This window comes from Pseudolysinimonas kribbensis, assembly GCF_039531715.1.
Lineage (GTDB): Bacteria > Actinomycetota > Actinomycetes > Actinomycetales > Microbacteriaceae > Pseudolysinimonas > Pseudolysinimonas kribbensis.
This window is the reverse complement of record NZ_BAAAQO010000002.1, coordinates 1,059,665-1,085,331: the sequence shown is the minus strand read 5'-3', so window position 1 is coordinate 1,085,331 and position 25,667 is coordinate 1,059,665. Positions and strand designations below refer to the sequence as shown.

Annotated in this window: 25 protein-coding genes; 14 read left to right on the top strand and 11 right to left on the bottom strand. The window is 71.1% G+C overall.

Going from position 1 to position 25,667, the window contains the following annotated elements; all coding sequences use genetic code 11:
• Nucleotides 1–10: 10 nt before the first annotated feature.
• Complete coding sequence (locus ABD285_RS06015; protein WP_284254364.1) at nt 11–1,375, bottom strand: ABC transporter substrate-binding protein; 1,365 nt, start codon at nt 1,373–1,375, stop codon at nt 11–13.
• A 203-nt stretch (nt 1,376–1,578) separates the two neighbouring features.
• On the bottom strand, nt 1,579–2,517 hold the full coding sequence (locus tag ABD285_RS06010) for an ROK family protein (protein WP_344201073.1): 939 nt from the start codon (nt 2,515–2,517) through the stop codon (nt 1,579–1,581).
• A gap of 140 nt (nt 2,518–2,657) precedes the next feature.
• Here ABD285_RS06010 and ABD285_RS06005 point away from each other — a divergent pair, with 140 nt between their 5' ends.
• Entirely contained in the window at nt 2,658–3,695 is a 1,038-nt protein-coding gene (locus tag ABD285_RS06005) for a LacI family DNA-binding transcriptional regulator (protein WP_284254362.1), read from the top strand.
• A gap of 23 nt (nt 3,696–3,718) precedes the next feature.
• Here ABD285_RS06005 and ABD285_RS06000 read toward each other — a convergent pair whose 3' ends face one another.
• Together ABD285_RS06000 and ABD285_RS05995 are read right to left on the bottom strand one after the other, a co-directional pair.
• Entirely contained in the window at nt 3,719–4,702 is a 984-nt protein-coding gene (locus tag ABD285_RS06000) for an acetylxylan esterase (RefSeq protein ID WP_344201070.1), read from the bottom strand.
• On the bottom strand, nt 4,699–6,474 hold the full coding sequence (locus ABD285_RS05995; protein ID WP_284254361.1) for an ABC transporter ATP-binding protein: 1,776 nt from the start codon (nt 6,472–6,474) through the stop codon (nt 4,699–4,701). The genes ABD285_RS06000 and ABD285_RS05995 overlap by 4 nt, the downstream gene beginning before the upstream one ends.
• 207 nt (nt 6,475–6,681) lie before the next feature.
• Between ABD285_RS05995 and ABD285_RS05990 the strand changes: the two genes are divergently transcribed.
• From ABD285_RS05990 to ABD285_RS05970, 5 genes are all read left to right on the top strand, one after another.
• Nucleotides 6,682–7,995, top strand: a complete 1,314-nt coding sequence (locus tag ABD285_RS05990; protein WP_284254360.1) for an ABC transporter substrate-binding protein — start codon at nt 6,682–6,684, stop codon at nt 7,993–7,995.
• A 66-nt stretch (nt 7,996–8,061) separates the two neighbouring features.
• Nucleotides 8,062–9,033 (top strand): carbohydrate ABC transporter permease, encoded by a 972-nt coding sequence (locus tag ABD285_RS05985; protein WP_344201066.1) that lies wholly within the window; start codon nt 8,062–8,064, stop codon nt 9,031–9,033.
• A gap of 26 nt (nt 9,034–9,059) precedes the next feature.
• Complete coding sequence (locus ABD285_RS05980) at nt 9,060–9,938, top strand: carbohydrate ABC transporter permease (RefSeq protein WP_425564948.1); 879 nt, start codon at nt 9,060–9,062, stop codon at nt 9,936–9,938.
• The gene (locus ABD285_RS05975; protein WP_344201063.1) at nt 9,935–12,406 is read left to right on the top strand and encodes a glycoside hydrolase family 2 protein; all 2,472 of its coding nucleotides are present in this window, start codon (nt 9,935–9,937) and stop codon (nt 12,404–12,406) included. Before ABD285_RS05980 ends, ABD285_RS05975 begins: the two co-directional genes overlap by 4 nt.
• Nucleotides 12,403–13,377 carry a glycoside hydrolase family 113 gene (locus tag ABD285_RS05970; protein ID WP_344201060.1) on the top strand — a complete coding sequence of 325 codons (975 nt, stop codon included), beginning with the start codon at nt 12,403–12,405 and terminating at the stop codon, nt 13,375–13,377. The genes ABD285_RS05975 and ABD285_RS05970 overlap by 4 nt, the downstream gene beginning before the upstream one ends.
• 41 nt (nt 13,378–13,418) lie before the next feature.
• Here ABD285_RS05970 and ABD285_RS05965 read toward each other — a convergent pair whose 3' ends face one another.
• The 3 genes from ABD285_RS05965 to ABD285_RS05955 form a co-directional block, all read right to left on the bottom strand.
• On the bottom strand, nt 13,419–14,450 hold the full coding sequence (locus ABD285_RS05965) for a LacI family DNA-binding transcriptional regulator (RefSeq protein WP_344201057.1): 1,032 nt from the start codon (nt 14,448–14,450) through the stop codon (nt 13,419–13,421).
• 117 nt (nt 14,451–14,567) lie between these two features.
• A complete protein-coding gene (locus ABD285_RS05960) occupies nt 14,568–15,776 on the bottom strand; it encodes a sensor histidine kinase (protein ID WP_344201054.1) in 1,209 nt (402 codons plus the stop codon).
• A 7-nt stretch (nt 15,777–15,783) separates the two neighbouring features.
• Entirely contained in the window at nt 15,784–16,323 is a 540-nt protein-coding gene (locus ABD285_RS05955) for a hypothetical protein (protein ID WP_284254355.1), read from the bottom strand.
• 90 nt (nt 16,324–16,413) lie between these two features.
• On the opposite strand from ABD285_RS05955, the gene ABD285_RS05950 reads away from it, so the two are divergent.
• From ABD285_RS05950 to ABD285_RS05935, 4 genes are read left to right on the top strand one after another with little or no spacing between them, the layout of a single operon-like run.
• The gene (locus tag ABD285_RS05950) at nt 16,414–17,298 is read left to right on the top strand and encodes a spermidine synthase (RefSeq protein WP_284254354.1); all 885 of its coding nucleotides are present in this window, start codon (nt 16,414–16,416) and stop codon (nt 17,296–17,298) included.
• Nucleotides 17,295–18,395 carry a PQQ-dependent sugar dehydrogenase gene (locus ABD285_RS05945; RefSeq protein WP_344201051.1) on the top strand — a complete coding sequence of 367 codons (1,101 nt, stop codon included), beginning with the start codon at nt 17,295–17,297 and terminating at the stop codon, nt 18,393–18,395. Before ABD285_RS05950 ends, ABD285_RS05945 begins: the two co-directional genes overlap by 4 nt.
• Nucleotides 18,395–18,847, top strand: coding sequence for a SprT-like domain-containing protein (locus ABD285_RS05940; protein ID WP_284254352.1), 453 nt, complete (start codon nt 18,395–18,397; stop codon nt 18,845–18,847). Before ABD285_RS05945 ends, ABD285_RS05940 begins: the two co-directional genes overlap by 1 nt.
• A gap of 10 nt (nt 18,848–18,857) precedes the next feature.
• Nucleotides 18,858–19,337, top strand: a complete 480-nt coding sequence (locus ABD285_RS05935) for a CGNR zinc finger domain-containing protein (protein ID WP_284254351.1) — start codon at nt 18,858–18,860, stop codon at nt 19,335–19,337.
• A gap of 11 nt (nt 19,338–19,348) precedes the next feature.
• On the opposite strand, the gene ABD285_RS05930 is transcribed toward ABD285_RS05935, so the two are convergent.
• A complete protein-coding gene (locus tag ABD285_RS05930; RefSeq protein ID WP_344201047.1) occupies nt 19,349–19,660 on the bottom strand; it encodes a DUF427 domain-containing protein in 312 nt (103 codons plus the stop codon).
• Nucleotides 19,661–19,838: 178 nt separating this feature from the next.
• Between ABD285_RS05930 and ABD285_RS05925 the strand changes: the two genes are divergently transcribed.
• Entirely contained in the window at nt 19,839–20,969 is a 1,131-nt protein-coding gene (locus ABD285_RS05925; RefSeq protein WP_284254349.1) for a lactonase family protein, read from the top strand.
• Nucleotides 20,970–21,055: 86 nt separating this feature from the next.
• Here the strand turns inward: ABD285_RS05925 and ABD285_RS05920 are convergent, their stop codons facing one another.
• Entirely contained in the window at nt 21,056–21,484 is a 429-nt protein-coding gene (locus tag ABD285_RS05920; RefSeq protein WP_284254348.1) for a hypothetical protein, read from the bottom strand.
• Nucleotides 21,481–21,909, bottom strand: a complete 429-nt coding sequence (locus tag ABD285_RS05915) for an EVE domain-containing protein (protein WP_344201043.1) — start codon at nt 21,907–21,909, stop codon at nt 21,481–21,483. The genes ABD285_RS05920 and ABD285_RS05915 overlap by 4 nt, the downstream gene beginning before the upstream one ends.
• 45 nt (nt 21,910–21,954) lie before the next feature.
• On the opposite strand from ABD285_RS05915, the gene ABD285_RS05910 reads away from it, so the two are divergent.
• The 3 genes from ABD285_RS05910 (at nt 21,955) to ABD285_RS05900 (ending at nt 24,722) form a co-directional block, all read left to right on the top strand.
• Complete coding sequence (locus tag ABD285_RS05910; protein ID WP_284254346.1) at nt 21,955–22,458, top strand: hypothetical protein; 504 nt, start codon at nt 21,955–21,957, stop codon at nt 22,456–22,458.
• A complete protein-coding gene (locus ABD285_RS05905; RefSeq protein ID WP_284254345.1) occupies nt 22,455–23,069 on the top strand; it encodes a DUF1684 domain-containing protein in 615 nt (204 codons plus the stop codon). The genes ABD285_RS05910 and ABD285_RS05905 overlap by 4 nt, the downstream gene beginning before the upstream one ends.
• 159 nt (nt 23,070–23,228) lie before the next feature.
• Nucleotides 23,229–24,722, top strand: coding sequence for a DEAD/DEAH box helicase (locus ABD285_RS05900; RefSeq protein ID WP_344201040.1), 1,494 nt, complete (start codon nt 23,229–23,231; stop codon nt 24,720–24,722).
• An 8-nt stretch (nt 24,723–24,730) separates the two neighbouring features.
• On the opposite strand, the gene ABD285_RS05895 is transcribed toward ABD285_RS05900, so the two are convergent.
• A complete protein-coding gene (locus tag ABD285_RS05895) occupies nt 24,731–25,615 on the bottom strand; it encodes an LLM class flavin-dependent oxidoreductase (protein ID WP_344201037.1) in 885 nt (294 codons plus the stop codon).
• Between the last annotated feature and the right edge of the window lie 52 nt (nt 25,616–25,667).

Below are 25,667 nucleotides of genomic sequence, written 5' to 3'. Positions count from 1 at the left end.
CGCTCGTCGATCACTGGCCGGACTGCGACTGCAGGGTCTGGGCCGCCTGCTCCGGGGTCGCCTTCGCGCCGAGCGTCGTGCTCGCCGAGTCGAGCAGCGCCTGGTCCAGCGTCCCCGAGATGTTCGCCAGTCGCGCCTCGGTCACGTTGGAGGTGTACTTCGACAGCCAGTCGAGGTACGGCGTCTGCTCCTTCGTGTTCACGAGCGGCACCTTGCCGTAGTCGGGCGTGATGCCGGCCAGCACCGGGTCCTCATCGAGGTTGTTGGCGATCACCTGCTGGCCCGCCTTGGTCGCGCCCAGCCAGGTGGCGAAGGTCTCGGCCGCGGCGATGTGCTTGGACTTCTTGTTCACCGCGAGGGCGTAGTCGGGATCGCTGAACGCGGCGATCGTGTGGCCCTTGCCGGCGACATCCGGGAACGGGATCGGCACCATCGTGATCATCTTGCTGGTGTCGGAGACGCCCGCGCCCTGGAGCGCCGCCTTGAGCGTGTCGGTGCGCGTGTACTGGCGGTACCAGGTGCCCATCTGCACCATCGCGACCTGCCCGGAGAGGAACGCGTTGTTGACGTCCGGGTACTGCTGGATCCCCAGCGCGCCCGGATCGAGGATCCCGTCGCTCTGCAGGTTCTTCCAGATCGTCAGCGTCTGCACCATGGCCGGGTCGCTCCACTTCGCCTTGCCGGCGATGGCCTTCTCGTAGAAGCCGGGCTGCACGCTGTTGGCGATGGTATGCAGGGTGTCCTGCTCGAAGCCGGCGGGGTCGACGCCCTCACGGAAGCAGCCCACGTTGTGCTCGCGGAAGGTCTTGCAGACGCTCTTCCACTCGTCCAGCGTCTTCGGCGGCTTGAGGCCGAACTGGTTGAACAGGTCGAGGTTGATCCACATCATGCCCGCCGCGACCTTGCCGATCGGCGCCGCCTTCAGCTGGCCGCCGACCGTGAAGTCCTTCACGCCGGTGGCGAAGAGGCCGTTCTTCCAGTCGGCGCCGCGCAGCTTCTTCATCGACGGCGTCAGGTCGACGGCGTCGACACCGTAGGTCTTGACCGTCGCGCCGGTGCCCCCGACGAGCAGGTTGAAGACGTCCGGCCCGTGCGACGACGCGAGGGCCGGGCGCAGGGCGGCGGCGTACGTCGCGTCCTGGATCTTCTTGAAGGTGATGTGGATGTCCGGGTACTTCTTGTTGAACTCGGTGATGGCATTCTCGGCGACCGCCTGATCGGGCGTCCACCCCCACCACGTGAGGTCGCCCTTCTGCGCGGAGCCCTGGCTCCCGGACGAGCCGGAGCAGGCGGCGAGACCCGCCGCCAGGAGGCCGGCGACCGCGAGCGCCGCAGCGGTCCGAACCGTCCTCTTCGAGATTGCACGAAACGACACTGTTTCTCCTCAGGTGTTGGAGTGTGCGTCGGTGGTGCCCGACCGGACCACAGTAATCTTCGCCGATCTAATTTACAAATAGAATGTAAGTAGGTCGGCGCGCGGCGCGGGTGTTTGGGCAGAGCGCCGCGGACCCGCTCGGGCCGGGCACTCGGAGGGCGCGCTCCGGCGTCGGGCTCGGCGCCCGGCACCCGCCTCCGGCGTCAGAGAGCGGAGGCGCCGCGCCGGGCCAGCAGCAGATCGAGGGCGGCGGCGCTCGCGCCGAGCATTCCCGAGGCGTCGCCGAGCAGCGGCGGCACCAGGAAGTCGAAGGCGTCCGCCGTGATCGCGTGCCCCGCGTGCGGCCCGCCGGTGACGAGGGGGAACTGCTGACGCGTCTCGTCGAGCAGCCCCGGCGCCTTCAGGACCCCGCCGCCGATCACGATGCGGTCGACGCCCGAGGTGTAGGCCACGGTCGCGGCGAGCTGAGCGATGTAGAAGCCGAGGATCTCGTGCGCCCGCGACCGGATCCGATCCGGCAACGACGACGAGTCGACGCCCCAGCGCGCGAGCACCGCCGGCCCCGACACGAGGCCCTCCAGGCAGTCGCCGTGGAACGGGCAGCTGCCGACGAAGTCGTCCAGCGGATGGCGGCGGATCATCAGGTGGCCGAGTTCCGGAAACCCGTTGCCGTGGAAGAGCCGGCCGTTCAGCACGAGCCCGACCCCGACGCCGGTGCCGACGGTGGCGTAGCCGATCGACGCGACGCCGGCCCCCGCGCCCCACCGGTGCTCGGCGGTCGCCGCGCCGCTGACGTCGCTCAGCAGCGCGGTCGGCACGGCCTCGGCGACGGGGATGCGCTCGAGCAGCTTGGTGTTGGCCCAGCCGGGCTTGACCGTGCCGGTGATCCAGCCGTAGCGCGGCTCGTCGCGCGACACGTTGAGGGGACCGAACGAGGCGATCCCGAGCGCCTCGATGGGCTGCCGGTCGCCGACCTCGCTCAGATACTCGTTGATCCGTCCGATGGTCTCGCTCGGCGATGTGGTGGGAAATCGTCGGACATCGAGCGGCACCGCGGGCTCCTCCGGAGAGAAGGCTCCGCAGACGACCTTCGTGCCGCCCGTCTCGATGCCCACGATCACGCCGAGAGCTCCCTCCGTCAATCCGGAGTTCGTCCGGTTCGTCCCTCGTAGACGAGGGTGCCGACCGCCCAGCCGGTCCGCCCATCTTTCCGGCGCTTGTCCCACGTTGTCAAGCGCGACGGCGTCCCGCCGATCACGGGATTTGGCCCTACTCTGCTCCTATGGTCGATCGCGCCGCCTCGACGCCTCCCGCGCGGGGCGGCGTACGGGCCACGGTCGCGGATGTCGCCCGTCTCGCCGGCGTGAGCGTCAAGACGGCGTCGCGCGCGCTCAACGGCCACTCGAGCGTCAAGGAGTCGACCCGCGCGAAGGTGGTCCAGGCCTCGCTCGCGCTACGGTTCCGCCCCAACGCGATGGCGCGCGACCTGCGGCGCGGAGGCCGCCCCTCCACGATCGCCTTCGTGATCGGCGACCTCACCAACCCCTTCTACTCGCAGGTCGCGGTGGGCGTCAGCGACGCGACCGCCGAGCTGGGACTCACGCTCGTCATGGCCGCCTCAGGCGACCAGGCGGCCAGGGAACGCCCGACGGTCGACAGCATGCTCGAGCGCCGCGTGCTCGCGCTCCTGCTCGTGCCCATCGCGAGCGACCACTCCTATCTCGAGGGCGAGCGACAGCTCGGCACCCCCATCGTCGCCGTCGACCGGCCCCTTTCGAACGCGGCGAGCGACTCGGTGATCTTCGACAACCGCGGCGGCGCGCGCTCCGGTGTCATGGCGCTCGCGGATGCCGGGCACCGGCGCATCGGATTCGTCGGCAGCTCGAGCGGCCTCTACACGCACGGCGAGCGGCAGCTCGGCTACCACGACGCCGTCATGATCCGCGGGCTCGATGCCGACCCCGATCTGGTGCGGGAGGACGCCGACTCGATCGAGGCGGCGGAGAACGCCGTCACCCAGCTGCTCGCCCTCGCCGAGCCGCCCGACGCCGTCTTCGCGGGCAACAACCGCGCCGCGTTCGGGGCGTTCCGGGCGATCAGGGCGGCCCGGGCCGACACCGCGCTGCTCGGCTTCGACGACTTCGACCTCGCGGAGTCGCTCGGCATCTCGGTCGTCGCGCACTCCCCGACCGAGATGGGCAGGGTCGCGGCCGCGCTCGCGCTGCGCCGGCTCGACGAACTGGATGGCACCCTCGAGCAGATCGCGCTGCCGACCTCGCTCGCGCTCCGCGCATCGCACCGCGCCTTCGCCCACCCCTGACCGGCGGGCGGCGCGCGCGGCGCTCAGCCCAGTCGGGAGCGGAAGAAGTCGACGGTCTCCTGGGCCTGGAACTCCTCGCCGTTCTCGTGCCCGTTGTACGGGTAGACGACGATGCGCTTGTCGCCGCCGGCGTAGTGGTTGAAGGCGGCGAACACCGTCGACGGCGGGCAGACCTCGTCCATGAGCCCGGCCGAGAACAGCGCGGCGGGGCGCGCCCTGGCGGCCATGTTGACGCCGTCGAAGTACGAGAGGGTGCGTAGCACGCGCTCCTCGGCATGCCGATGCACGTGCAGGTACTGCACGATCTCGGCGTACGGGTGGGTGTCGACGAGCGTGATCGCCCGGCGGAATCCCGTGAGGAAGGGCACGTCGATCACCGCCGCCGTGACCGGGGACGCGAGCGCGGCCGCCGCGAGCGCGATCCCGCCGCCCTGGCTGCCGCCCTGCACCGCGATGCGGGCGGGGTCGACGAGCGGGTGCGCCGCCGCCGCGTCGACGGCGCGGACCGCATCCGTGAAGACGCGCCGGTAGTAGTACGTCGCGGGATCGTCGATGCCGAGCGTCATGACGCCGCCGGAAGACGGGCCGGTGAAACCCCCGTCGGGGGTGTCGCCCGGGCGATACCGGCTGCCCTGCCCCCGGGTGTCCATCACGAGCTGCGCGATGCCGGCGCTCGGCAGCTGCGACCACGACCCGACCAGGCCACGGCCCCCGCCGTACCCGATGTACGACACGACGACCGGGAGGGGGCCCTCGGCGTGCCGCGGGGCCACGAACCAGCCGGCGATCGGCTGTCCGTCGAACCCGGCGAACCGGATGTCCTCGGTGATGAGCTCGCGGTACCCCGCGTCGACCTCGCGACGGTCCAGCCCGACGTCGTGCCGCCGCGCCTCGTCGAGCGTGGCGCGCCAGAAGTCGTCGAAGTCGGCGGGCTCGTCCCGCTCGGGCAGGTACTGCTCGAGCACCTCGAGCGGCAGGTCGAAGTGCGGCATGGTCTCCTCAGTCATCCGGCCTGGATGGAGTGCAGCGTCGCATAGACGCCGTCGGCCGCCAGCAGCTGCGCGTGCGTGCCCTGCTCCACGATACGGCCGGCGTCGAGCACGACGATGCGGTCGGCCGAGCGGATCGTCGAGAGTCGGTGCGCGACCACGAGGGTCGTGCGCCCGCGGCGCAGGGTCGCGAGCGCCTGCTGCACGAGGCGCTCCGATTCGCTGTCGAGCGCCGAGGTGGCCTCGTCGAGCAGCAGGATCCGCGGGTTCCTGATCAGCGCCCGCGCGATGGAGATCCGCTGGCGCTGCCCGCCGGAGAGCCGCGCCCCGCGCTCCCCGAGCAGGGTGTCGAGCCCCTGCGGCAGGTCGTGCACCAGGTCAAGCGCGTTCGCCTCGCGCAGCGCCTCCCGCACCCGGTCATCGTCGACGTGGTCGAGCCCGTAGGTGACGTTGTCGCGGATCGAGCCGGTGAACAGCACCGACTCCTGCGGCACGACGGAGACGCTCTGCCGCACCGTGCGCAGGTCGAGACCGTCCATGTCGACGCCGTCGAGCAGGATGCGGCCGGCCGTCGGGCGCAGGAACCCGAGCGCGAGGTTCAGCACGGTCGACTTGCCGGATCCCGACCTGCCGACGAACGCGACCGTCTCGCCCGGCTGGATGTCGAGGTCGAATCCGTCGATGGCGAGAGAGTCGCCGGCGTCGTAGCGGAAGTCGACGTACTCGAATCGCAGGCGGCCCGTCACCCCGTCCACGCGCACCTTGCCCTCGTTGCGCTCGACGTCCGGCTCCTCGAGCACCTCGCCGATCGACCGCAGCGACTCGCGGCCCTTGGTGAGCAGCGGGGCCAGGTTCAGCAGGTTGACGATCGAGTTGGTGAGCATGACGAAGTAGGTGCTCAGCAGCACGACCTGCCCGGGGGTGATGGGCAGCAACCCGCTCACCGACACCAGCGCGGCGCCGATCAGGCATCCGATCGACAGGAACTGGAAGGCGACCCAGGCGAGTGAGGTGAAGCGGCCGTTGAGCACGTCGAGCACCAGGCCCGAGTCGCGTACCGTGCGCGCCGTGGTCGTCACGCGCTCCGTCGCGACGTGCTCGAGACCATGGGCGCGGGTGATCGGCAGCAGCGACGCCATCTCGCCGACCTGCGACGAGAAGCGCTCGACGTCACGGCGGAATCCCTCGTTGCGGCGCTCGGAGCGCTTGCGCACCCCGCGCACGAACGTCACCGAGAGCGGGATGACGAGCGCGAACAGGATCAGGAACGCGGGCACCTGTATCGCCAGCACCACGATCGCCCCGGCGATGACACCGAGCGCCGACAGGGTCGGGTTCGCCGCCTGCTGGAGCATCAACTCCACGTTCTCGACGTCGCGGACCACCTTGGTCTGCATGACGGAGGAGCTCGTGCGGGTGTGGAATCCGATGGACAACTCCTGCAGGCGATGCGCCAGCCGATTGCGCAGGGCGACGCCGAGATCCCGCACCGACGAGTTGAAGAAGCGCACGTAGACCTGACTCACCGGATAGTTCAACCCGACGAGCACGAGGGCGGCCCCGCCGAAGGCGATCAGCCGGAGGGCCGGTCCGTGCGCGACCACCGTGTCGATCACCGCGGAGGTGATGACGGGCAGCACCCAGATCGGGCTGTCCTTGACCACATAGGCGAGGGCGGCGATCGCCAGACGGCCCCACGCGGGGCGCAGGGCGCGCGCGAGCCCCGAGAACGGGCGCTCCACCGAGATGGACGACCCGACGCCGCTCGTCGTGACCTGACTGTGACCCACGATGTCACTCTAGGCGAGGCAATGGAGGCTTCACGCCTCAAATTCCCGTTGTTCGGGGCGTGGTCGCGCCCGCTGATCGGCGTGCAAGCGATGACAACGATGGTCAAATGGGCTTGCGTCGTCGCCGGACCGCGTGTAGCGTCCGGCGAGACACAGCAGCCGCGTCCGCGGCAACCCTGTGGGTCAACGACGATCAAGGAGATAGTCATGAAGATGCGGCACGTACTGGCCGGCTTCGGCGTCCTGGTCCTCGCTGCCGGACTGGCCGCCTGCTCCGGAGGCAGCGGCGACAGTTCGGGCGGCGACGCCTTCGCGGGCAAGATCACGGGCACCATCACGGTCCTCACCAATCGCACCGACATCGTGAACACGACCTTCAAGAAGTACGCGAAGGAGTTCGAGAAGGCGTATCCGGGCACGAACGTCAAGTTCGAGGCCATCACCAACTACGAGCAGGACGTCACCACGCGCCTCGGGTCGGGCAACGCCGGCGACGTCGCGCTGATCCCGACCGCGGTCGGCCGTGCGCAGCTGCCCCAGTTCTTCGAGCCGCTCGGCTCCGAGGCGTCGGTCTCGAAGACCTACCGCTTCGTGGCGAACCAGTCGTACAACGGCAAGGCGTACGGGATCCCGACCTACGGCTCGACGATGGGCTTCGTGTACAACAAGGACGTCTGGAAGCAGGCGGGCATCACCGCGCTACCGAAGACCCCGTCGGAGTTCCTCGACGACCTGAAGCAGATCAAGTCGAAGACGTCGGCCACGCCGTACTACACGAACTATCACGACCAGTGGCCGCTGTCGCAGTGGAACGGCGACTCGGGTCTGACCAACAACGTCGACGCGGTCAACGACCTCAACACGAACAAGGCGCCGTGGTCCGGCAAGACGTACGTCAACATCTCGGACAGCCTGCTGTTCGACATCGTGCACGACGGCCTCTCGGAGGTCGACCCGACCACCACCGCGTGGGAGAGCTCGAAGGGCTACCTCGCCCAGGGGCAGATCGCGACGATGTACCTCGGCTCGTGGGCCATCACCCAGATGCAGGACGCAGCCACGAAGGCCGGCAAGTCGGCCGACAGCATCGGCTACATGCCGTTCCCCTACCAGGTGAAGGGCACGTACTACGCGGCCCTCGCCCCCGACTATCTGCAGGGGGTCACCAAGGCGTCGAAGAACAAGCCGACCGCCTACGCGTGGGCGAACTGGTTCGCGAAGAAGTCGGGCTATGCCGACCTCAACGGCGGCGTGGGCGCGACGGTGGGCAGCAAGAACCCCGCGACGCTCAACAACTTCGCCAAGCTGGGAGTCAAATACGTCGAGCAGGCGCCGGCGCCGAAGGGCAAGGAGAACCTGCAGAACCAGATCATGAAGGAGTCGCAGATCGATCTGTCGGGCGGCATCTACCGGCAGAAGCTCGTCGACGTCGCACGGGGCGCCGCCTCCGGCACCAAGGCCTCCTACTTCGCCTCGCTGAACCAGGCGTGGGGACAGGCGGTCGCGGACAACGCCGGCTGAGACACCAGAGCCCGAACGAATCGAACCTGACCGCGGTCAGGGCGCAACCCGAGGAGAGGTCGAAGGATGACCGAGATCAGCGGAGACGCCAGCCAGGGCGTTCGATTCGAGAAGGCATTGAGCCCCGCCGCCGCTCCCCGGCGGCGGCGGGGACTCCGCGGCCCGCAGGGCGGGTTCCGCTTCACCCCTCTCCTGTTCCTCGCCGTGCCGCTCGTGCTGCTCATCACGTTCACGTACTACCCGGTCGGCAACATGATCTGGTACTCGTTCACCGACTGGGACGGCATCGATCAGACCAAGAACTTCGTCGGCCTGAACAACTACATCCAGCTCTTCACCCGGCCGCAGTACTTCCAGGTCTTCACGGTCAGCCTGTACTACTTCGCGGCGTCGTTCGTGCAGATGGCGATCGCTCTCTACTTCGCGACCCTGCTCAGCTTCAGGACGCGGTTCAAGAACTTCTTCAAGGGGATCATCTTCTTCCCCTACCTCATCAACGGCGTCGCGATCGGCCTCATCTTCCTGTTCTTCTTCCGGCCGGGAGGGACCCTCGACGCCACCCTCGTCGCGCTGGGCCTGGGCAAGATGGGGCACTTCCCGCTCTGGCTCGGCAACCCGGGCTGGGTCAACATCTCGCTCGCCGGCGCCTCGGTCTGGCGCTACACGGGCCTGAACTTCGTGCTGTTCCTCGGGGCGATCCAGTCGATCCCGAGCGAGGCATACGAAGCGGCCGACATCGACGGAGCCAACTCGTGGCAGAAGTTCCGCTACCTGATCGTGCCCGGCATCCGGCGCATCATCAGCCTGTCGATGATCCTCGCGATCGCCGGATCGCTCTCGGTGTTCGAGCTGCCGTACATCATCACCGGCGGCGCCAACGGCAGCGGCACGTTCGTGACCACGACCGTGCAGCAGGCGTTCGTCTTCCAGCGAGTGGGCTTCGCCTCGGCGATGGCGGTCATGCTCACGATCGTCGTGCTGCTGATCACCTGGATCCAACGCAAACTCGTGCCCGACGACGACGTGGCGCTGTCATGAGCGGGGCGATGCAGGAGGAGCAGGAGATGAGCTCGGAGCCGATCTCACGGCGACGTCAGCGGTCGCAGGCTGCGATCCGGGTGACGTGGCTGTTCGCGGGGCTCGGCAAGTACGCCTCGCTCGTCGCGTTCTGCGTGATCCTGATGCTGCCGCTCGTCGTGATCCTGTTCGCGAGTTTCAAGTCGGCGAAGGAGTACCTGACCACCTCGCCGATCACGCCGCCGCAGGACTGGCTCAACTTCTCGAACTTCGGCACCGCGTTCTTCGACGGCGACATGCTCCAGGGGTTCGGGAACACGACGATCATCCTGGTCGCCTCGATCGTCGCGACGATCCTCATCGGCACCATGACCGCGTACGCGCTCGACCGCTTCACCTTCCGCTTCAAGCGGGTGATCTTCGCACTCTTCCTCATCGCGACCCTCGTGCCGGGCGTCACCACGCAGGTCGCCACCTACCAGGTCGTCAACGGGCTGCACCTGATCAACACCTACTGGGCGGCGATCATCCTGTTCTCGGGCACCGACATCGTGTCGGTGTACATCTTCATCCAGTTCATGCAGAGCATCCCGAAGAGCCTCGACGAGGCCGCGATGCTCGAGGGCGCGAGCCGCTTCATGATCTACCGGCGCATCATCCTGCCGCTCCTGCAGCCCGCGATCGCGACCGTGATCATCATCAAGGGCATCGCGATCTACAACGAGTTCTACATCCCGTTCCTGTATCTGCCGTCGCCGGATCTGCAGGTGATCTCGACCTCGCTCTTCCACTTCACCGGGCCGTTCGCCGCGTCGCAGCAGATCATCGCGGCCGGGATCATCATCGTGATCGCGCCGACGCTCGTGATCTTCCTTCTTCTCCAGCGCTTCATCTACAACGGCATCACCCAGGGAGCAACTAAGTGACGAACACCCGCATCTCGACCGAGCTGCATCACGGATGGACGGCCGAGCCGGTCGTCGGCGCGCAGATCCCGGCCGCCGTCCGCGAGCACGGACCGATCCCGGCGACCGTGCCCGGCACGGTGCACACCGATCTGCTGGCCGCGGGGCTGATCGCCGACCCGTACCTCGGCACGAACGAGAAGCTGCAGGAGTGGATCGGCAGCACCTCGTGGCGCTACACCACCTCGTTCGATGCGCCCGCGGGGGACGCCGAGCGGATCGACCTGGTGTTCGAGGGGCTCGACACGATCGCGACGGTCCGGCTGAACGGCGAGGTCGTGCTCGAGAGCCGCAACCAGCACCGCAGCTACCGGGTGCCGGTGGGATCGCGGCTGCGGCAGGGCGCCAACCGGCTGGAGGTCGACTTCGCGGCTCCGGTGCCGGAGGCCGACCGCGCCTCGCTCGAGCTCGAGTACCGGCCGCACGTCAACCACCACCCGTACAACGCGATCCGCAAGATGGCGTGCAGCTTCGGCTGGGACTGGGGTCTCGACACCGCGACGAGCGGGATCTGGCGCCCGGTGCGTCTCGAGTCGTGGTCGACGGCCCGCATCGCGCAGGCGATCGTCTCCGCGGGGATCGACGGCGACGACGGCGTCATCGAGCTGCGCGTGCCCGTCGAGGCCGTGGGGAGCGACGCGCTCCGCGTGGTGGCGTCCGTCGGCCTCATCGAGGCGCGGGCCGATGTCGTCGACGGTGAGGCGACGCTGCGCCTCGTCGTGCCGGATGCCGACCGCTGGTGGCCGCGCGGCTACGGCGAGCAGACCCGGTACGAGCTGCACGTGGAGCTCTTCGCCGGCGACCGGGTCCTCGACGAGCGCGATCACCGGATCGGATTCCGCACCGTCCGGGCCGACACGACGCCTGACGAGGCCGGCACGCCCTTCACGATCGTGGTCAACGACCGTCCGGTGTACGTCAAAGGCGTCAACTGGATCCCGGACGACGCGTTCCCCTCCCGGGTGGATGCGGCGCGATACCGCGAGCGGCTGACCCAGGCCGCCGATGCGAACGTCAACCTCGTGCGCGTGTGGGGCGGCGGGATCTACGAGAGCGAGGACTTCTACGACGCGGCCGACGACCTCGGCCTGCTGGTCTGGCAGGACTTCCTGCTGGCCTGCGCCGCATACGCCGAGGAGGAGCCGCTCGCCTCCGAGATCGCCGCCGAGGCCAGGGAGGCGATCGTCCGGCTCGGCCGGCACGCCAGCCTCGTGATCCTCAACGGCAACAACGAGAACGTCTGGGGGCACGTCGACTGGGGCTGGGAGCAGCGCCTCGAGGGCCGCACCTGGGGGGCGACGTACTACGAGGACCTCTTCCCCGGCCTCGTCGCCGAGCTCGCGCCGCACGTCGTGTACACGCCCGCGAGCCCGTTCTCGCCCGACCCGTCGATGCATCCCAACGATGAGCTCAACGGCACGATGCACATCTGGGAGCTCTGGAATCGGCGCGACTACCCGCACTACCGCGACTACCGCCCGCGCTTCGTCTCGGAGTTCGGATGGCAGGGGCCGCCGACCTGGGCGACCCTCACCGAGGCGCTCCCCGACGAGCCCCTCACCCCCGAGTCGCCGTCGATGCTCGTGCACCAGAAGGCGATCGAGGGCAACGTCAAGCTCACCGACGGCCTCGTCGCGCACCTGCCGCTGCCGAACACGATGCCGGAGTGGCACTGGGCGATGGTCCTCAACCAGGCGGTCGCGGTCCGCACCGCGATCGAGTGGTTCCGCTCCCTGCAGCCGCATAACATGGGCGCGATCGTCTGGCAGCTGAACGACTGCTGGCCCGTGGTCTCCTGGGCGGCGATCGACGGCTACGGCCGGCGCAAGCCGCTCTGGTACGCCTTGCGCGGCGCCTACCGCGACCGGCTCGTGACCGTCCAGCCCGAGGGCGACGGCCTCGAGGTCGCGATCGTGAACGACACGGACGCGGCCTGGTCGGGGCCGCTGCGGATCTCGCGACTCCGCTACGACGGCACCGCGCTCGCCGAGGTGGGCATCGATCTCGACGTGCCGGCGCGCGGCGCCGCGCGCATCCCGATCCCCGCCGAGGTGGCGGCCGTCGGCGACCCGGCGGACGAGCTCCTCGTCGCGGAGTCGGCCGGCGAGCGCGGCCTGTGGTTCTTCACCGAGCCGCGCGACTCCGCACTGAGCGAGGCCCGGCTCGAGACCGAGGCGCGCGCCGTCGACGGCGGCGTCGAGATCACGGTGACCGCCGTCGACCTCGTCCGCGAGCTCGCGGTGCTGGCCGACGTCGCCGCCCCGGATGCCGAGGCCGACGACATGCTGCTCACGCTGCTGCCCGGCGAGCGCGCCGTCATCACGGTGCGCACGGCATCCGGGGTCGACCCGGCGCGGTTCCTCGAGCCCGACGTCCTCCGCAACGCCAACGCCCTGCTCTCCCCCCGAAAGGCACGAACCGCCGCATGACCGACACCACGACGACCACCGCCCCCGACCTCTCGGTGCTCGACGACCACGTGTCGGGCATGACGTGGGGATGGACCGGCGTGCGCGGCACCTGGGCGACGCCCGAGGCGGAGCGCTCGATGGACGCGATGCTCCCGCTGAACCTGAACTGGATCACGATCGCCTTCGCCACCCTGCAGGCCACGGTGGTCTCGACCGAGATCCCCTGGCGCGAGGCCCCCACGCCCACCGACGACGAGGTGCGCTGGGCGATCCGCGCGGTGCACGAGCGCGGCTGGCGCGCGTGCCTCAAGCCGACCGTGAACTGCCGCGACGGGATCTGGCGCGGCTACATCGGCTTCTTCGACTGGGACGTGCCGGGCGAGGCGCACTGGGGCGACTGGTTCGCCGCGTACCAGGAGTACATCGTCCACTTCGCCCGGATCGCCGAGGAGGAGGGTGCGGAGATGCTCTGCGTCGGGTGCGAGATGGTGCGCTCCGACCCGCGGGAGGCCGAGTGGCGCGCGCTCATCGACGCCGTCCGCGAGGTCTACTCCGGCATCGTCACCTACAACTGCGACAAGTATCAGGAGGACCACGTCTCGTGGTGGGACGCCGTCGACGTCATCTCGGCGAGCGGCTACTACCCGACCGGGCAGTGGGAGGCGCAGCTCGACCGGATCGAGCCGGTCGTGCGCGCGCACGGCAAGCCGTTCCTCTTCATCGAGGCCGGCTGCCCCAGCCGCGACGCCTCGCCCGCTCGCCCGAACGACTGGACCCTGCAGGGCGCGCCCTCCGGCGCCGCGCAGGCCGGCTACCTCGACGAGATGTTCGAGGCGTGCCGCGGGCGGGACTGGGTCGGCGGCTTCGCGCTCTGGGACTGGCCCGTGCGGCTCTACGACCCGGCGGACGCGGCGACCAACACCGACTACTGCATGTACGCGAAGCCGGGGCAGCAGGTCGTCGCCGACTACTACGCGTCGCGCCGCTGACGGGGGCGCTCGGGCCGACCGCCGCCGTCAGCCCCTCGCCGTCAGTGGCTGCGATGCGACTCGCGCAGCACCAGCCGGGTGGGGAGTAGCACGTGCTCCAGCGGACCGTCGAGGTCGTCGATCCGGCGGAGCGCGAGGTCGGCCGCACGCCGCCCCATCTCCTTCGGCGAGTGCGCCACGACGGTGATGCCGAGGGTGTCGGCCAGCGGGAAGTCGTCGAAGCCGACGAGTGCCACGGGCCGGCCGGAGCGCCGCAGGGCGTCATAGGCGCCGAACGCGGCTCGGTTGTTGGCGGCGAACAGGGCGGTGGGGGGATCGGCCTGGTCGAGGAGCGCCAGCGTGGTGGCCGCTGCGCTCTCCAGAGTTTGCGCGTCCTCACGCACCAGCCGGGGATCCGTGTCGAGTCCCCGCGCCTCGACAGCATCGTGATATCCGGAGAGGCGCTCGATGTCGGTGTACAGGCGGCTGTTGGAGCCGACGAAGCCGATCCGGCGATGCCCCGCGTCGGCCAGGGCCAGCACGCCGTTCCGCGCTCCGGAGCGGTTGTCGAAGATCACCGAGTCGCTGGCCGAGTTCGCCAGCGGCCGGTCGACCGCGACGATCGGGGTCCCGAGCTGCCGCTCCCCCTCGAGATAGGAGTGATCGTCGGCGATGGGCACGAGCAGCAGCGCCTGCACACGACGTTCGAGCATGCTGTCGACGGTCGGGCGCTCCCGGGCGGGCTGATCGCCGGATGAGGCCATCACGAGGGTGAGGTCGCGGGCGTTGATGACCTCCGTGGCGCCCATGGCGACCTCGGCGTAGAAGGCGTTCATCATGTCGCCGAAGACGAAGGCGATGCTCGTCGCGACTCCGCCGCGCCGCAGATCCCGCGCCATCCCGTTGGGCCGAAAGCGGAGGGCGACGGATGCCTGCAGCACCCGCGATCGCGTCTCGTCGCGCACGCTGGGGTGCCCGGTGAGCGCCCGGGATGCGGTCTTCAGGCTCACGCCGGCGAGGCGTGCGACGTCGGCCGTCGTCGCCCGCGACGGCGCGGTGGAGCGTCGCGCCGCCGGCGGGTCATCGGTCGACATGGGCTCACAGTAGCGCGGACGCCGCGCCGTTCCGCGCTCCATACCGGCTTCATGACAACGCGGGACATTCTTGCGGCCCCGTCGCTGGGGGCAGGAGGCTCGGGAGCACGATCGCGATCATCCCGTTCGTGCGCGCGGGAGGTGCGCCTCGACCACGAAGGCGTGGTCCTGCACGCCCGCGGTCGCGGTGCCGCCGAGCGCCGCCATCCGCTCGCTCAAGCCGACCAGGCCGCGACCCCCGCCCATGCCCCCGAGGCCGGCCGTCGCACTCGACGCGAGCCCCGTCGAGGCGCGGAAGGCGACGTCGCTCGGGGTCCAGTCGAGCGACAGCTCGGTCGGCATCCCGGGCGCGTGCCGGCGGGCGTTGCTCAGCACCTCCTGCGCGGCGCGGCGCAGCGCCCCGGCGGCGGCGGGATCGAGCGGGCCGGGCTGCCCCGACTGGTGCAGCTCGGCCCGCGCGCCGAGCGAGCGGTGGGTGTCGATGAGCTGCTGGATCGCCGCGGCGGGGTCGGCCGCGGTCTCCGGATCGCGCAGCGCGTCGACGGCCCGGCGCGCCTCCTCGAGACCCTCCGCCGCCAGTCCCCGCGCCGCCGTCACGCGCCGATGGGCCTCGTCGTGGCGTCCGGACTCGAGCAGGGCCTCGACCGCGTCGAGTTGCAGCACCAGGCCGCCGAGACTGTGGGCGAGGACGTCGTGGATGTCGCGCGCGATCCGCGAGCGCTCGGCGAGCGCCGCGACCTCGGCGCGCTCCTGCTCCACCGCGAGCCGCTCCTCGAGGAGCAGCCGCTCCTGACGCTCCGCCGCGAGGTACTGCCGCCGGCTGAGCGAGATCAGCACCACGATGATCAGTGCCGCGACCGAGCTGATGAGCTGCACGGGATAGGGGAACAGGAGCGCGCTCAGGCCCAACAGCACGAGCGAGAGCGCCGCCGTCGCGAGCCCCATGATGACGCGGCGGTGCGGCCGCCGGACGAGGCCGCCGATGGCGCCGATGGCGGGGATGAAGCCGAGCACCTGCGTGCCGCAGGCGACGAGCGATCCGCAGACGGCGGCCGTGACGAAGAGGACGGCCCGCGCGCGGTCCCAGCGCGAGGGGAGGAGGACTCCGGCGACCCAGGCGGCCGTGCCCCCGAGGGTCACGACCGCGACCCAGGTCGGGGTGCTGCCGGTGATCAGCTCCTGGACGATGAAGACCGTCACGCCGGCGGCGGCGAGGCCGGTGAACACCCGCGCGAACGGCCGCCGATCCCCGCCGAGATCCCGGACGCGGGCGGGCTCGGGCCGGGGGGCGGAGTCGGGCCGGGGGTCGTCCGTCGCCGAGCTCACGCGACCATCATCGCGCCGCGAGGCTCAGGTGACGATCGTGACGGAGGCTGAAGACCAGCGTGCGGAGCCCGCGGTTCACCGCCAGCACCAGCAGGATCACGCCGGACGACTCCGCGAGAGCCGAGCCGAGCGAGTGGCCCCAGAAGCCGAGCCCCACGCGAACGGCGACCATGACGATCCAGAGCACGAGGCCGATCCAGCCGGTGCGCGACTCCGTGGTCGGCTCGGCGGCGTCGCCGGGCCGGCGACGGGCACGCCACGCGGCGAGCCCCTTCTCGGTGATCGGACGGAAGGTCGCGACGAACCCCATGAGCGCCCCCGTCACCACCGCGACGGCGAGCTCGAGCGCGAGGAGTCCGAGATCGACGGCGGTCAGCGCCTTCGTGCTGCCCGAGCTGACGAGCGTGACGACACCGACGAGGCCGAGGATCGCCGGCATGCGCCACATGCGGCCGACGTCGACCGCGGTCCACGTCATCTGGCGGTAGACGATCCACACGAGGAGCGCGACGCCGAGAAGCGCCTCTCCGATGTTCACGATGCTCATGTCCTCCACTGTGCGCGGCGGTGGCCGCCCTTCCCACCACCCGGGGGTGGAGTCCGGGTGGAATGCGGTGGGGTGCGCGAGGATGGACGGGTGGATGCCGAGCCCTCCGTCACGCTGGACAGCGGGCTCCGGGCGCTCATCCGCCCCGATCGCTGGATGCCTGGCGCGTTCGAGCTCGTGGTCGACGGCACGCCGCAGTCGCACGTCAACCTCGACGACCCGTCCGAGCTGTTCTTCGAGTACATCGTGCGGATGGGTCACGTCATCGACCAGCTGAAGCAGCCGGGCGAGCCGATCACCGCGCTGCATCTCGGCGCCGGCGGGCTGACGCTGCCGCGGTACATCCACGCGACGCGGCCGGGGTCGCGGCAGCAGGTCATCGAGCTCGAGCCGAAGCTCGTCGAGCTCGTGCGGTCGGCGCTGCCGCTGGCGCGCGGGGCATCCATCCGCGTGCGCTACGGCGACGCGCGCTCGACCCTCGACAAGCTGCCGGACGGGCTGCGCGGCGCGGTCGACCTGCTCGTGGTCGACGTGTTCGGCGGCGCGACGACGCCGCCGCAGGTCACGAGTCGCGAGTTCTACGCCGCCGGCGCGGCGTTCCTCGCGCCCGACGGCGTCATGCTCGTCAACATCGCCGACGGCGGGCTCTCCGGCTCCCCCGGCGCCGCCTTCGCCCGCTCGCAGGGCGCCACGCTCGTCGACGTGTTCGGCTCGCCCGACCGGGTCGCGATCCTCGCGGAGCCGCAGGTGGTGCGCAGCCGCCGGTTCGGCAACTTCGTGCTCGTCGGTTCGGCGGCTCCGCTGCCCCTCGAGTGGATGCCACGGCTGCTCGCGGGAGGTCCGCATCCGGCCGGGCTGCTCACCGGCGACGACCTGCGCGACTGGACCGCCGGCGCGCCCGTCACGACCGACGCGAACGCGCAAGGCTCGCCCGATCCCAACCGCAGCATCTTCCAGAGGCGGCTGGGCGGATGATCCCCCGCGGCGCGCGCACGGCGACGGCGGCGCTCGCCGCGGCCGCGCTCGCCGGCACGCTGCTGACCGGCTGCACGCAGACGGTGCGCGACCCCGCGGCGACGGCGCCGCCGAGGCCGCTGCCGTCGTCGTCCGACGGCGCACCGGTCGACGTCGTGACCGGGCTCGCGAGTCCGTGGTCGATCCTGCAGGTCGGCGACGGGCGCATCCTCGTGAGCGAGCGCGACTCGGGGCACATCGTGCGCGTCGACCGCGGCGAGGCGCAGCCGATCGGCACGGTGCCGGGCGTCGTGCACGAGGGCGAGGGCGGGCTGCTCGGCCTCGCGTACCGAGACGGCTGGCTCTACGCCTACACGACGACCGCGACCGACAACCGCGTGATCCGGATGCGGCTGGGCGATGATCTCTCGCTCGGCTCCCCGCAGGTGCTGCTCGACGGTCTGGAGAAGGCGCCCAACCACGACGGCGGGCGGCTGGCGTTCGGTCCCGACGGGATGCTCTACGTCACCGTCGGCGACGCGTCCGACACCGGGAACGCGCAGAACCTGAAGAAGCTGAACGGCAAGATCCTGCGGATGACGCCGGATGGCGCGGTCCCCGACGACAACCCCTTCGCCGGCTCGTACGTCTACAGCTACGGCCACCGCAATCCGCAGGGTCTGGCCTGGGACGACCACGGACAGCTCTGGGCATCCGAGTTCGGACAGGACACCTGGGACGAGCTCAACCGCATCGAGCCGGGCAAGGACTACGGCTGGCCGATCGTCGAGGGCGTCGCGCACGACCCGCGCTTCGTCGATCCGGTGGCGCAGTGGTCCACCGACGACGCGAGCCCAAGCGGCCTCGCCTACGTCGACGGCGCGTTCTGGATGGCGGGGCTCGGCGGGCAGCGCCTCTGGCGCATCACGGTCTCCGCCGACGGCCGCGCGAGCACCGACGCGTTCTTCACCGGGGATGCCGGCTACGGTCGCCTGCGCGACGTCGCCCCCGCACCCGACGGCGGCCTGCTCGTGCTCACCGACAACACCGACGGCCGCGGCTCACCGCGCGACGGCGACGACCGGCTGCTGCACGTGCCGCCGGGGGTGTCGGGCTGATGGCCGAGCTCGAACGGGTGCGGCACTGGGCCGAGGCGCTCATCCGGCTGCACCTCGATGATGCGTGGACCTTCGGCTTCGACAACGCCCGCACCCGGGCGGGGCTCTGCAACTACGACCGCAAGCGCATCTCGGTCTCGCGGCTGCTGGCGGCCCGCTACGAGGACGACGAGATCCACCAGGTGCTGCTGCATGAGGTGGCGCACGCGATGGCCGGCCCCCGCGCGGGGCATGGTCCGGGGTGGAAGCGCATCGCCGCCGACCTCGGCTACGAGGGCAAGCGGCTGCACGACGGCGCGGTCGCGACCGAGCTCGCGCCCTGGGTCGGGCGGTGTCCCGCCGGCCACCAGCACTTCCGGTACCGCCGGCCGACCCGTCCGCTCAGCTGCGGCCGGTGCTCGCGCCGCTTCGACCCGGCGTTCCGCATCGAGTGGGAGCGGCGTAACCCCTAGCATCGGTTACGTGACGTTGTCGATCGACTTCATCGACCGGGCATCCGGGGTCGGCGTGTGGCTGGCCGGGCGCTTCGACCGTCTCGCACCGGCGACCGGGCGCGACGCCGCGGATGCCGAGGCGCTGTCCGCCGCGATCGAGCGTCTCGTGGTCGCCACGGCCGACGAGACGACCCGGCACGCCGACGATGTCGACACCGTCAATCTGTTCGCCGCGACGCCCGACGTTCCGCCGGCACTCGAGGGCGGACATCGCCGCGCCGGCGCCGCCACGGTGCGCGTGTCGCAGGCACTGTCCTCGATCGCCCGGGATGCGGTCGCGATCCTCGCCGCGGCCGACGGCCGGATCCGGCGCTGCGCGGGATGCGGACGCGTCTTCCACGACGACTCGCGCACCGGCAACCGGCGCTGGTGCTCGATGCTCACCTGCGGCAACCGCGCGAAGGTCGCGGCCTTCCGTGCCCGCACGCGCTCCGCTCAGAGCACCTAGCGAGGGTCACCTCACTCGGTGACCTGCACGTCCTTCCAGAACGCGACGTAGTTCGAGAAGTCCTTGCCGACGCGGTCGAACGCGGTCGGGTACGGCGTCGGATAGCTCCAGGCGCGATCCTGCAGCAGCTCGCCCGAGGCCGGGTCCTTCACCGAGAAGTACTGGCACTCGCCCTTCCACGGGCAGGTGTAGGGGGTGGGGCTGTTCTCGAGGAACTCCGCCTTCACGCTCGACGGCGGGAAGTAGGCGTTGCCCTCGATGTGGATGATGTCCTCGGCCGGAGCCTCGGCGATGACGGTTCCGTTCAGCGTTGCAGTAGCCATGTCGGTATGAACCCGCGGAGGGCTCGTTCGATTCCCGACGCCCCGCCACGGACATGTCACGTGACCGTAATGGTTTCGCGGTCCGGGCGGCGCCCGGATGAGCGAGCGTGGGGGTGTGCCCGGCCGCTCGACGGCACGGGCCCTCCGAGCCTCTCGGAGCACGACGGAAGGAAGAATCATGAGAACCGCAACCCGCTGGGGCCTCCTGGCAGCGGCCACCGCCGCGCTGGTGGCCGGCACGGCCGGAGCCGCCGACGCCGCCCCGACGCACGGGCGGCCGGCGCCGACCGCCGGCACGGTCTTCGTCCAGACGGATGACGCATCCGGCAACCAGATCGTCGCCTACGACCGCGCGGCGAACGGCACGCTGAGCCAGGCCGGCGTCTACGCCACCGGCGGCCCCGGCGGCGCGCTGGACGGCTCGGTCGTCGACCACACGGCCAGCCAGGGCGCCGTCGCCATCGTCGGCGACACCCTGATCACCGTCAACGCGGGCAGCAACACGATCACGACCTTCCGGATCGTCGGGGACCGTCTCGTTCGCCGGCAGACGATCTCCTCGGGCGGCGAGTTCCCGGTGAGCGTCACGTCGCACGGCAACGAGGTGTACGTGCTCAACGCCCGTCACGGCGCGTCCGTGCAGGGGTACGTCGACCTGGGCGGCTACCTCGCGCCGCTGCCCGGCGGGAACCGTCGGCTCGGGCTCCCGGACAGCACACCCGAGTTCGTCAGCACCGCCGCGGAGGTCGCCTTCACGCCGGACGGGTCGAAGCTGGTCGTCTCGACCAAGGGCAGCGGCAGCGGCTTCGACGTCTTCCGCTCGTACGGGCTGCTCGGCCTGAGCGCGCGGCCCGTGGTCAGCACCTTCGCGGGCGCGGCGCCGTTCGGCTTCGTCTTCGATCGCGGCGGCCACCTCGTCGCCACCGAGAGCGGGACGAACACGATCGCGACGTTCGCCATCCAGCCGAGCGGCACGGTCACGCGTCTCGCGGAGTCGGCCACCGGCCAGAAGGGAACCTGCTGGATCGTCGGCTCGGGCGACCGGTTCTGGACCAGCAACGCGGGCAGCGGCACGCTCTCGCGCTACACCGACTCGAGTGACGGCCGGATCGCCGGCGGGGCCACGACGCCGACGGATGCGGGCACGGTCGACGCGGCCGTGTCGCCCGACGGCTCCTTCCTCTACGTCCAGACCGGTGCGGCCGGGATCGTCGACGAGTTCTCCGTCGCCGGCGATGGATCGCTGACCGAGGTCGGCTCCGTGACCGTGCCGAACGGCGTGGGGGCCGAGGGCATCGTCGTGCGCTGATCGGGATCTCGGGGGCCGGCGGCGCGTTCGACGCGGCGCCGGCCCCCGTTCGCGTTCCGACGTCGGCGCTCGAGCAGCGCGACGGATCAGGCGAGCTCGCGGGACTCCCGGGCGCTGACCGACGCATTCACGAGGTGCCGCGTCGCGTTCCTCAGCCCCCGGTGCGCGGCGGCCGCCGCCGCGGCCTCCGGCGACTGGTGGTCGATGCCCACGCCCGCGATCGCGTCGATGATCGCACCGGCCGCGAGCAGGTCCTCGACCGCGAAGCGGAGGGTGCCGTCGTCGCGCGCCGCGCCGGCCGCGACCACGGCGATCCGGAACCGCCCGCCGAGCCGCTCCTGCTCGGCGAGCGCCCACGCGGCGACCTCGTCGGCCTGCTCGAGGGTGCGCGCGCCCGGGTCGCCGCCGAGCTGGTCGACCCACACGACGGCCTCGGCATCCACCGCGATCGCGTCGCGACCGGCCGCGCCCCAGTCGAACCGCACCTGATACGAGGACTGGGAGGCCGCATTCACGCCAGCAGGCTAACCGCGCCCATCTCGCGGACGATGACCGCGAAGTCATGCTCCGTCATCTCGAGGTGACCGCGACGCATCGCGAAGCCCCAGTTGCGGTTGCCGCGGGTGAGGTCGAGCACGTCGAGCAGGGGGGCGATCGGCACCGGATGCGCGGCGCCGTCGTAGTCGACCTTGCGCCGCCACGGGCGCCACTCGCCATCCTCGGCCTGCCAGGGCTCCCCCGGCGCGACCCGGCCGATCGCGGTGAACTCCTGGAGCGGGTCTCCGTCGGGGTAGGAGGTCTTCGGCGAGTAGAAGACGAATCCGTCGCCCGGCCCCATGCGCGCGATCCCGGCCTTGGCGCCGTGGTTCGTCTGCGCGATGCCGAGCTCGACGCCGACGAGCACGTGCGCCCGCTGCACGACCCCGAGCCAATACCGCATGCCCGGAGCATGGCCCCGACCCCCGACACGTGCGAGTCTGGGGACATGCGCGTCCAGCTCAAGCTCGTGCTCGACTGCCCGCCGGACGCGGCCTGGGAGGCGATCCGCTCGCCGGACGTGTTCCGCGAGGTCTACCACCCGCTCGCCAACGTCGAGCCGATCGATCCGCCGACCTTCCCCGAGCGGTGGCCCGACGGCCCCACGCTGCTGCGGGTCACGTCGATCTCCGGGCTCGTGCCCTTGGGCGAGCAGGTCATGGACCTCGCGCGCGCCGAGCGCGACGGCGTGCGGATCCTCGAGGATCGCGGCCACGCGGTGACCGGTCCGCTCGCAGCACTCACGCTCTGGCGGCACCGGATGGCGGTGTCGGCGATCGACGCTCCTTCGACGGGCCCGGGACAGCGCACCGCGACGCTGTACCGCGACCGCCTCGACGTCCGGGGGCCGACATCCGTGCCGCTCTGGCCGGTGCTGTGGGAACTGTGGCAGTACCGGGGCGGCCGGCTGAAGAAGCTCGCCCCGACGTTCGCAAGGAGGTTCGGACGATGACCCCGCTCGATGTCGTCGACTGGCGGCGTTCCGTGTTCGCGCTCTACCAGGCCGTGCGCGACGAGGACGACCCGGCGACCGCGCACCGCATCTGGCGCGACGGCCGCGACGAGCTGTTCGCCCATCACCCGGCGACCGCGCTGCTGCCGGAGGACCGCGCGGGCTTCACGGGCCTCCCGGTCGCGGACTACGACCCGGCCTGGCGGTTCCAGGTCGAGCTGGAGCCCGCCGAGCCGGGCGCGTTCGAGTACGAGACCGGCACCGACGGCACGGTCGTCTTCGACCGCGCGGGCGTGGTGCGGATCCCGGATGTCGGCTCCTTCGACGTCTGGCGCCTCACCAGCTACGGGGGCGGCCTGTTCATCCCCGTCAAGGACGGCCTGCACGGCAAGCCCGGCGGCACCTACGGCGGCGGCCGCTATCTCATCGACACGATCAAGGGCGCCGACCTCGGCTCCGACCCCGCCGCGAACACCCTCGTGCTCGACTTCAACTTCGCCTACAACCCGTCGTGCGCGTACGACCCCGCATGGGCGTGCCCGCTCGCGCCGGCCGGCGACACGGTGACGGTCGACATCCCCGTCGGGGAGACGTACGACGGGAAGTACTGATACGGTTGCGTTCGGCCGCGCGATCGTGCGGCCCGCGTCGTGGAACGCTTCCCTCGCCGCCCGGCGGTCTCGTTGAGAGCCGGGCCCGGCTGACATCTTCTCTGCGGCGAACTTCTGTGCCCATCGGCACGGTCGCCCATCATCACCCGAAAGACCTCTATGTCCGACAACTCGTTCGGCGCGCTCGGCGTGCCGTATCCCCTGCTCGAGGTGCTCAGCGCCGACGGCAAGACCACCCCCTTCCCGATCCAGGCCGACACGCTGCCCGACTCCCTCGCGGGACGCGACGTGCTCGGTCGCGGGCGCACCGGCTCCGGCAAGACGCTCGCGTTCGCCCTCCCCATGGTCGCCCGCCTCGGCACCCGCCTCGCCGGCGGATCACGCCGCGGCGGCCACCCGCTCGGCCTCGTGCTCGCCCCGACCCGTGAGCTCGCCACGCAGATCGAGGCGGTCATCGCCCCGCTCGCGGCGGCCTACGGGCTCACGACGACGACGATCTTCGGCGGCGTCTCGCCGAACCGCCAGATCGCGGCCCTGAAGGCCGGCGTCGACATCGTCGTTGCCTGCCCCGGCCGGCTCGAGGACCTGATGCAGCAGAAGCAGGCCCACCTCGACGCGATCGAGATCACGGTGCTCGACGAGGCCGACCACATGGCCGACCTCGGCTTCCTGCCCGGCGTGACCCGGATCATGGCCGCGACCCCCGCCGAGGGGCAGCGGATGCTGTTCAGCGCCACGCTCGACCGCGGCGTCGACAAGCTCGTGAACCGGTTCCTGCACTCCCCGATGCTGCACGAGGTCGACGAGGAGAACTCGCCCGTCGTCGACATGACGCACCACGTGTTCGGGGTCGCCGACCTCACCGCCAAGAACGAGCTCGTGCGCGCGCTCGCCTCGGGCACCGGACGGCGCATCCTGTTCATGCGCACCAAGCACCAGGCCAAGAAGCTGGCGCGTTCGCTGACCGAGTCCGGCATCCCGGCGGCCGACCTGCAGGGCAACCTGTCGCAGGCGAACCGCGAGCGCAACCTCGCGGCGTTCGGCGCGGGCGAGATCCGCGTGCTCGTGGCGACCGACGTCGCCGCCCGCGGTGTGCACGTGGATGACATCGAGCTCGTCGTGCACGTCGACCCGCCGACCGAGCACAAGGCCTACCTGCACCGCAGCGGTCGCACGGCGCGCGCCGGGTCCGCCGGCGATGTCGTGACGGTCGTCCTGCCCGTGCAGGAGGGCGACCTGGGGCAGCTGCTGCGCAAGGCCGGCATCAAGGTGCCGACCCAGCGCGTGACCGCGACCTCGGATGCCGTGACCGCGCTCGTCGGCGAGGTCGCCGCGTACGTGAAGCCGGCTCCGCAGGCGCCGAAGCAGCAGGGCGGCGGTGGCGGTCGGTCGACCGGCGCGAACGCGCAGCGCAAACGCGCGCTGCGCTCCTCCCAGCCAGGCACCGGTGCGACGCCGAACGGCGGCGGCCGCAGCCGCCGCGACCGTTCCGGCCGCCCCGCGGCGGGCGCGCCCCAGCGCTCGGGTGCCGCGAGCACCCGCAGCGGCAGCACGACCGTGTGGTCCTCGGGCGGCGGTGCTCAGCGTCCCGCGGCGCCGACCGGCAACCCGCGCCGCTCGGGTCGGCGCTCCGGCCGTCCCGCCGGCAGCTAGCCGCACGATCAGCTGAGCGGTCCGACGACCTCCCCCACGATCCGACGCACGATTCCCTGCGGATACCCGCGGGGGAGGTTGAGGACGACGTGGCTCGCCCCCGACTCGATGAGCTGCCGCGCGACCGAGCGGGTCGCCGGCAGGTCGTCGTAGGCGACGGTGAGCTGAACCGAGCGCCCGAGCCCGGACGGATCGCGGCCGAGCTCGGCGCACAGCGCGTCGAGACGCCGCGAGCGCTCGGCGAACGCATCGACCGTGGTGTGCGGCGGGCCGGGGATGTTCCACACGTCCGCGCGCTCGGCCACGAGCCGCAGCATCCGGTCGCCCCACGCGCCGATGAGCAGCGGGGGACGGTGCGACGGAGCGGGCCGGTTGACCGTGCCGCGCAGCGTGCTGAACGGTCCGTCGAAGTCGAACGGGCCGCCCGTCCACATCCGGTCGAGCACGTCGAGCGTCTCGATGAGCCGGCGCACGCCCTCGGCGGCGGGCACGAGGTCGACGCCGTAGGCGGCGTACTCGGCGGCCGCGGGGTTCGTCGCGAAGCCCGCCACCCCCGCGGGCTGGACGGTCCCGCCGACGCCGAGGCCCATCGTGAGACGGCCGTGCGAGATCGCGTCGACCGTGCTGGCGATCTTGCCGAGGTGCGCGGGCGAGCGCAGTCGGTTGCTCGTGACGAGCAGCCCGAGCCCGAGTCGTTCGGTCTGCGCCGCCAGCGCGCTCAGCAGCGTCCAGCCCTCGAAGATCGGACCATCCGCGGGCGGGGCCAGCGGGAGCAGGTGGTCCCACAGCCACGCGTCCGCGATCTCCGGGAGCTCATCCGCCTCCCGCCAGACGCGCACGATGTCGTCGTAGCTCACGTGCATGGGTGCGGTCTTGATTCCGAAGGTCGTCATGGAGCGAGGATACCGTCAGTACCACTGATGATCAGTGAGCCGATAGGATTCA

What these genes read in the sequence shown, in the direction of transcription:
- ABD285_RS05980 (WP_425564948.1), top strand. Translation starts at nt 9,060, where the DNA reads ATGAGCTCGGAGCCGATCTCACGGCGACGTCAGCGGTCGCAGGCTGCG.
- ABD285_RS05910 (WP_284254346.1), top strand. Translation starts at nt 21,955, where the DNA reads ATGCGCGTCCAGCTCAAGCTCGTGCTCGACTGCCCGCCGGACGCGGCC.
- ABD285_RS05905 (WP_284254345.1), top strand. Translation starts at nt 22,455, where the DNA reads ATGACCCCGCTCGATGTCGTCGACTGGCGGCGTTCCGTGTTCGCGCTC.
- ABD285_RS05925 (WP_284254349.1), top strand. Translation starts at nt 19,839, where the DNA reads ATGAGAACCGCAACCCGCTGGGGCCTCCTGGCAGCGGCCACCGCCGCG.
- ABD285_RS05900 (WP_344201040.1), top strand. Translation starts at nt 23,229, where the DNA reads ATGTCCGACAACTCGTTCGGCGCGCTCGGCGTGCCGTATCCCCTGCTC.
- ABD285_RS05945 (WP_344201051.1), top strand. Translation starts at nt 17,295, where the DNA reads ATGATCCCCCGCGGCGCGCGCACGGCGACGGCGGCGCTCGCCGCGGCC.
- ABD285_RS05990 (WP_284254360.1), top strand. Translation starts at nt 6,682, where the DNA reads ATGAAGATGCGGCACGTACTGGCCGGCTTCGGCGTCCTGGTCCTCGCT.
- ABD285_RS05985 (WP_344201066.1), top strand. Translation starts at nt 8,062, where the DNA reads ATGACCGAGATCAGCGGAGACGCCAGCCAGGGCGTTCGATTCGAGAAG.
- ABD285_RS06005 (WP_284254362.1), top strand. Translation starts at nt 2,658, where the DNA reads ATGGTCGATCGCGCCGCCTCGACGCCTCCCGCGCGGGGCGGCGTACGG.
- ABD285_RS06000 (WP_344201070.1), bottom strand. Translation starts at nt 4,702, where the DNA reads ATGACTGAGGAGACCATGCCGCACTTCGACCTGCCGCTCGAGGTGCTC.
- ABD285_RS05930 (WP_344201047.1), bottom strand. Translation starts at nt 19,660, where the DNA reads ATGGCTACTGCAACGCTGAACGGAACCGTCATCGCCGAGGCTCCGGCC.
- ABD285_RS05915 (WP_344201043.1), bottom strand. Translation starts at nt 21,909, where the DNA reads ATGCGGTATTGGCTCGGGGTCGTGCAGCGGGCGCACGTGCTCGTCGGC.
- ABD285_RS05970 (WP_344201060.1), top strand. Translation starts at nt 12,403, where the DNA reads ATGACCGACACCACGACGACCACCGCCCCCGACCTCTCGGTGCTCGAC.
- ABD285_RS05940 (WP_284254352.1), top strand. Translation starts at nt 18,395, where the DNA reads ATGGCCGAGCTCGAACGGGTGCGGCACTGGGCCGAGGCGCTCATCCGG.
- ABD285_RS05955 (WP_284254355.1), bottom strand. Translation starts at nt 16,323, where the DNA reads ATGAGCATCGTGAACATCGGAGAGGCGCTTCTCGGCGTCGCGCTCCTC.
- ABD285_RS05965 (WP_344201057.1), bottom strand. Translation starts at nt 14,450, where the DNA reads ATGTCGACCGATGACCCGCCGGCGGCGCGACGCTCCACCGCGCCGTCG.
- ABD285_RS05895 (WP_344201037.1), bottom strand. Translation starts at nt 25,615, where the DNA reads ATGACGACCTTCGGAATCAAGACCGCACCCATGCACGTGAGCTACGAC.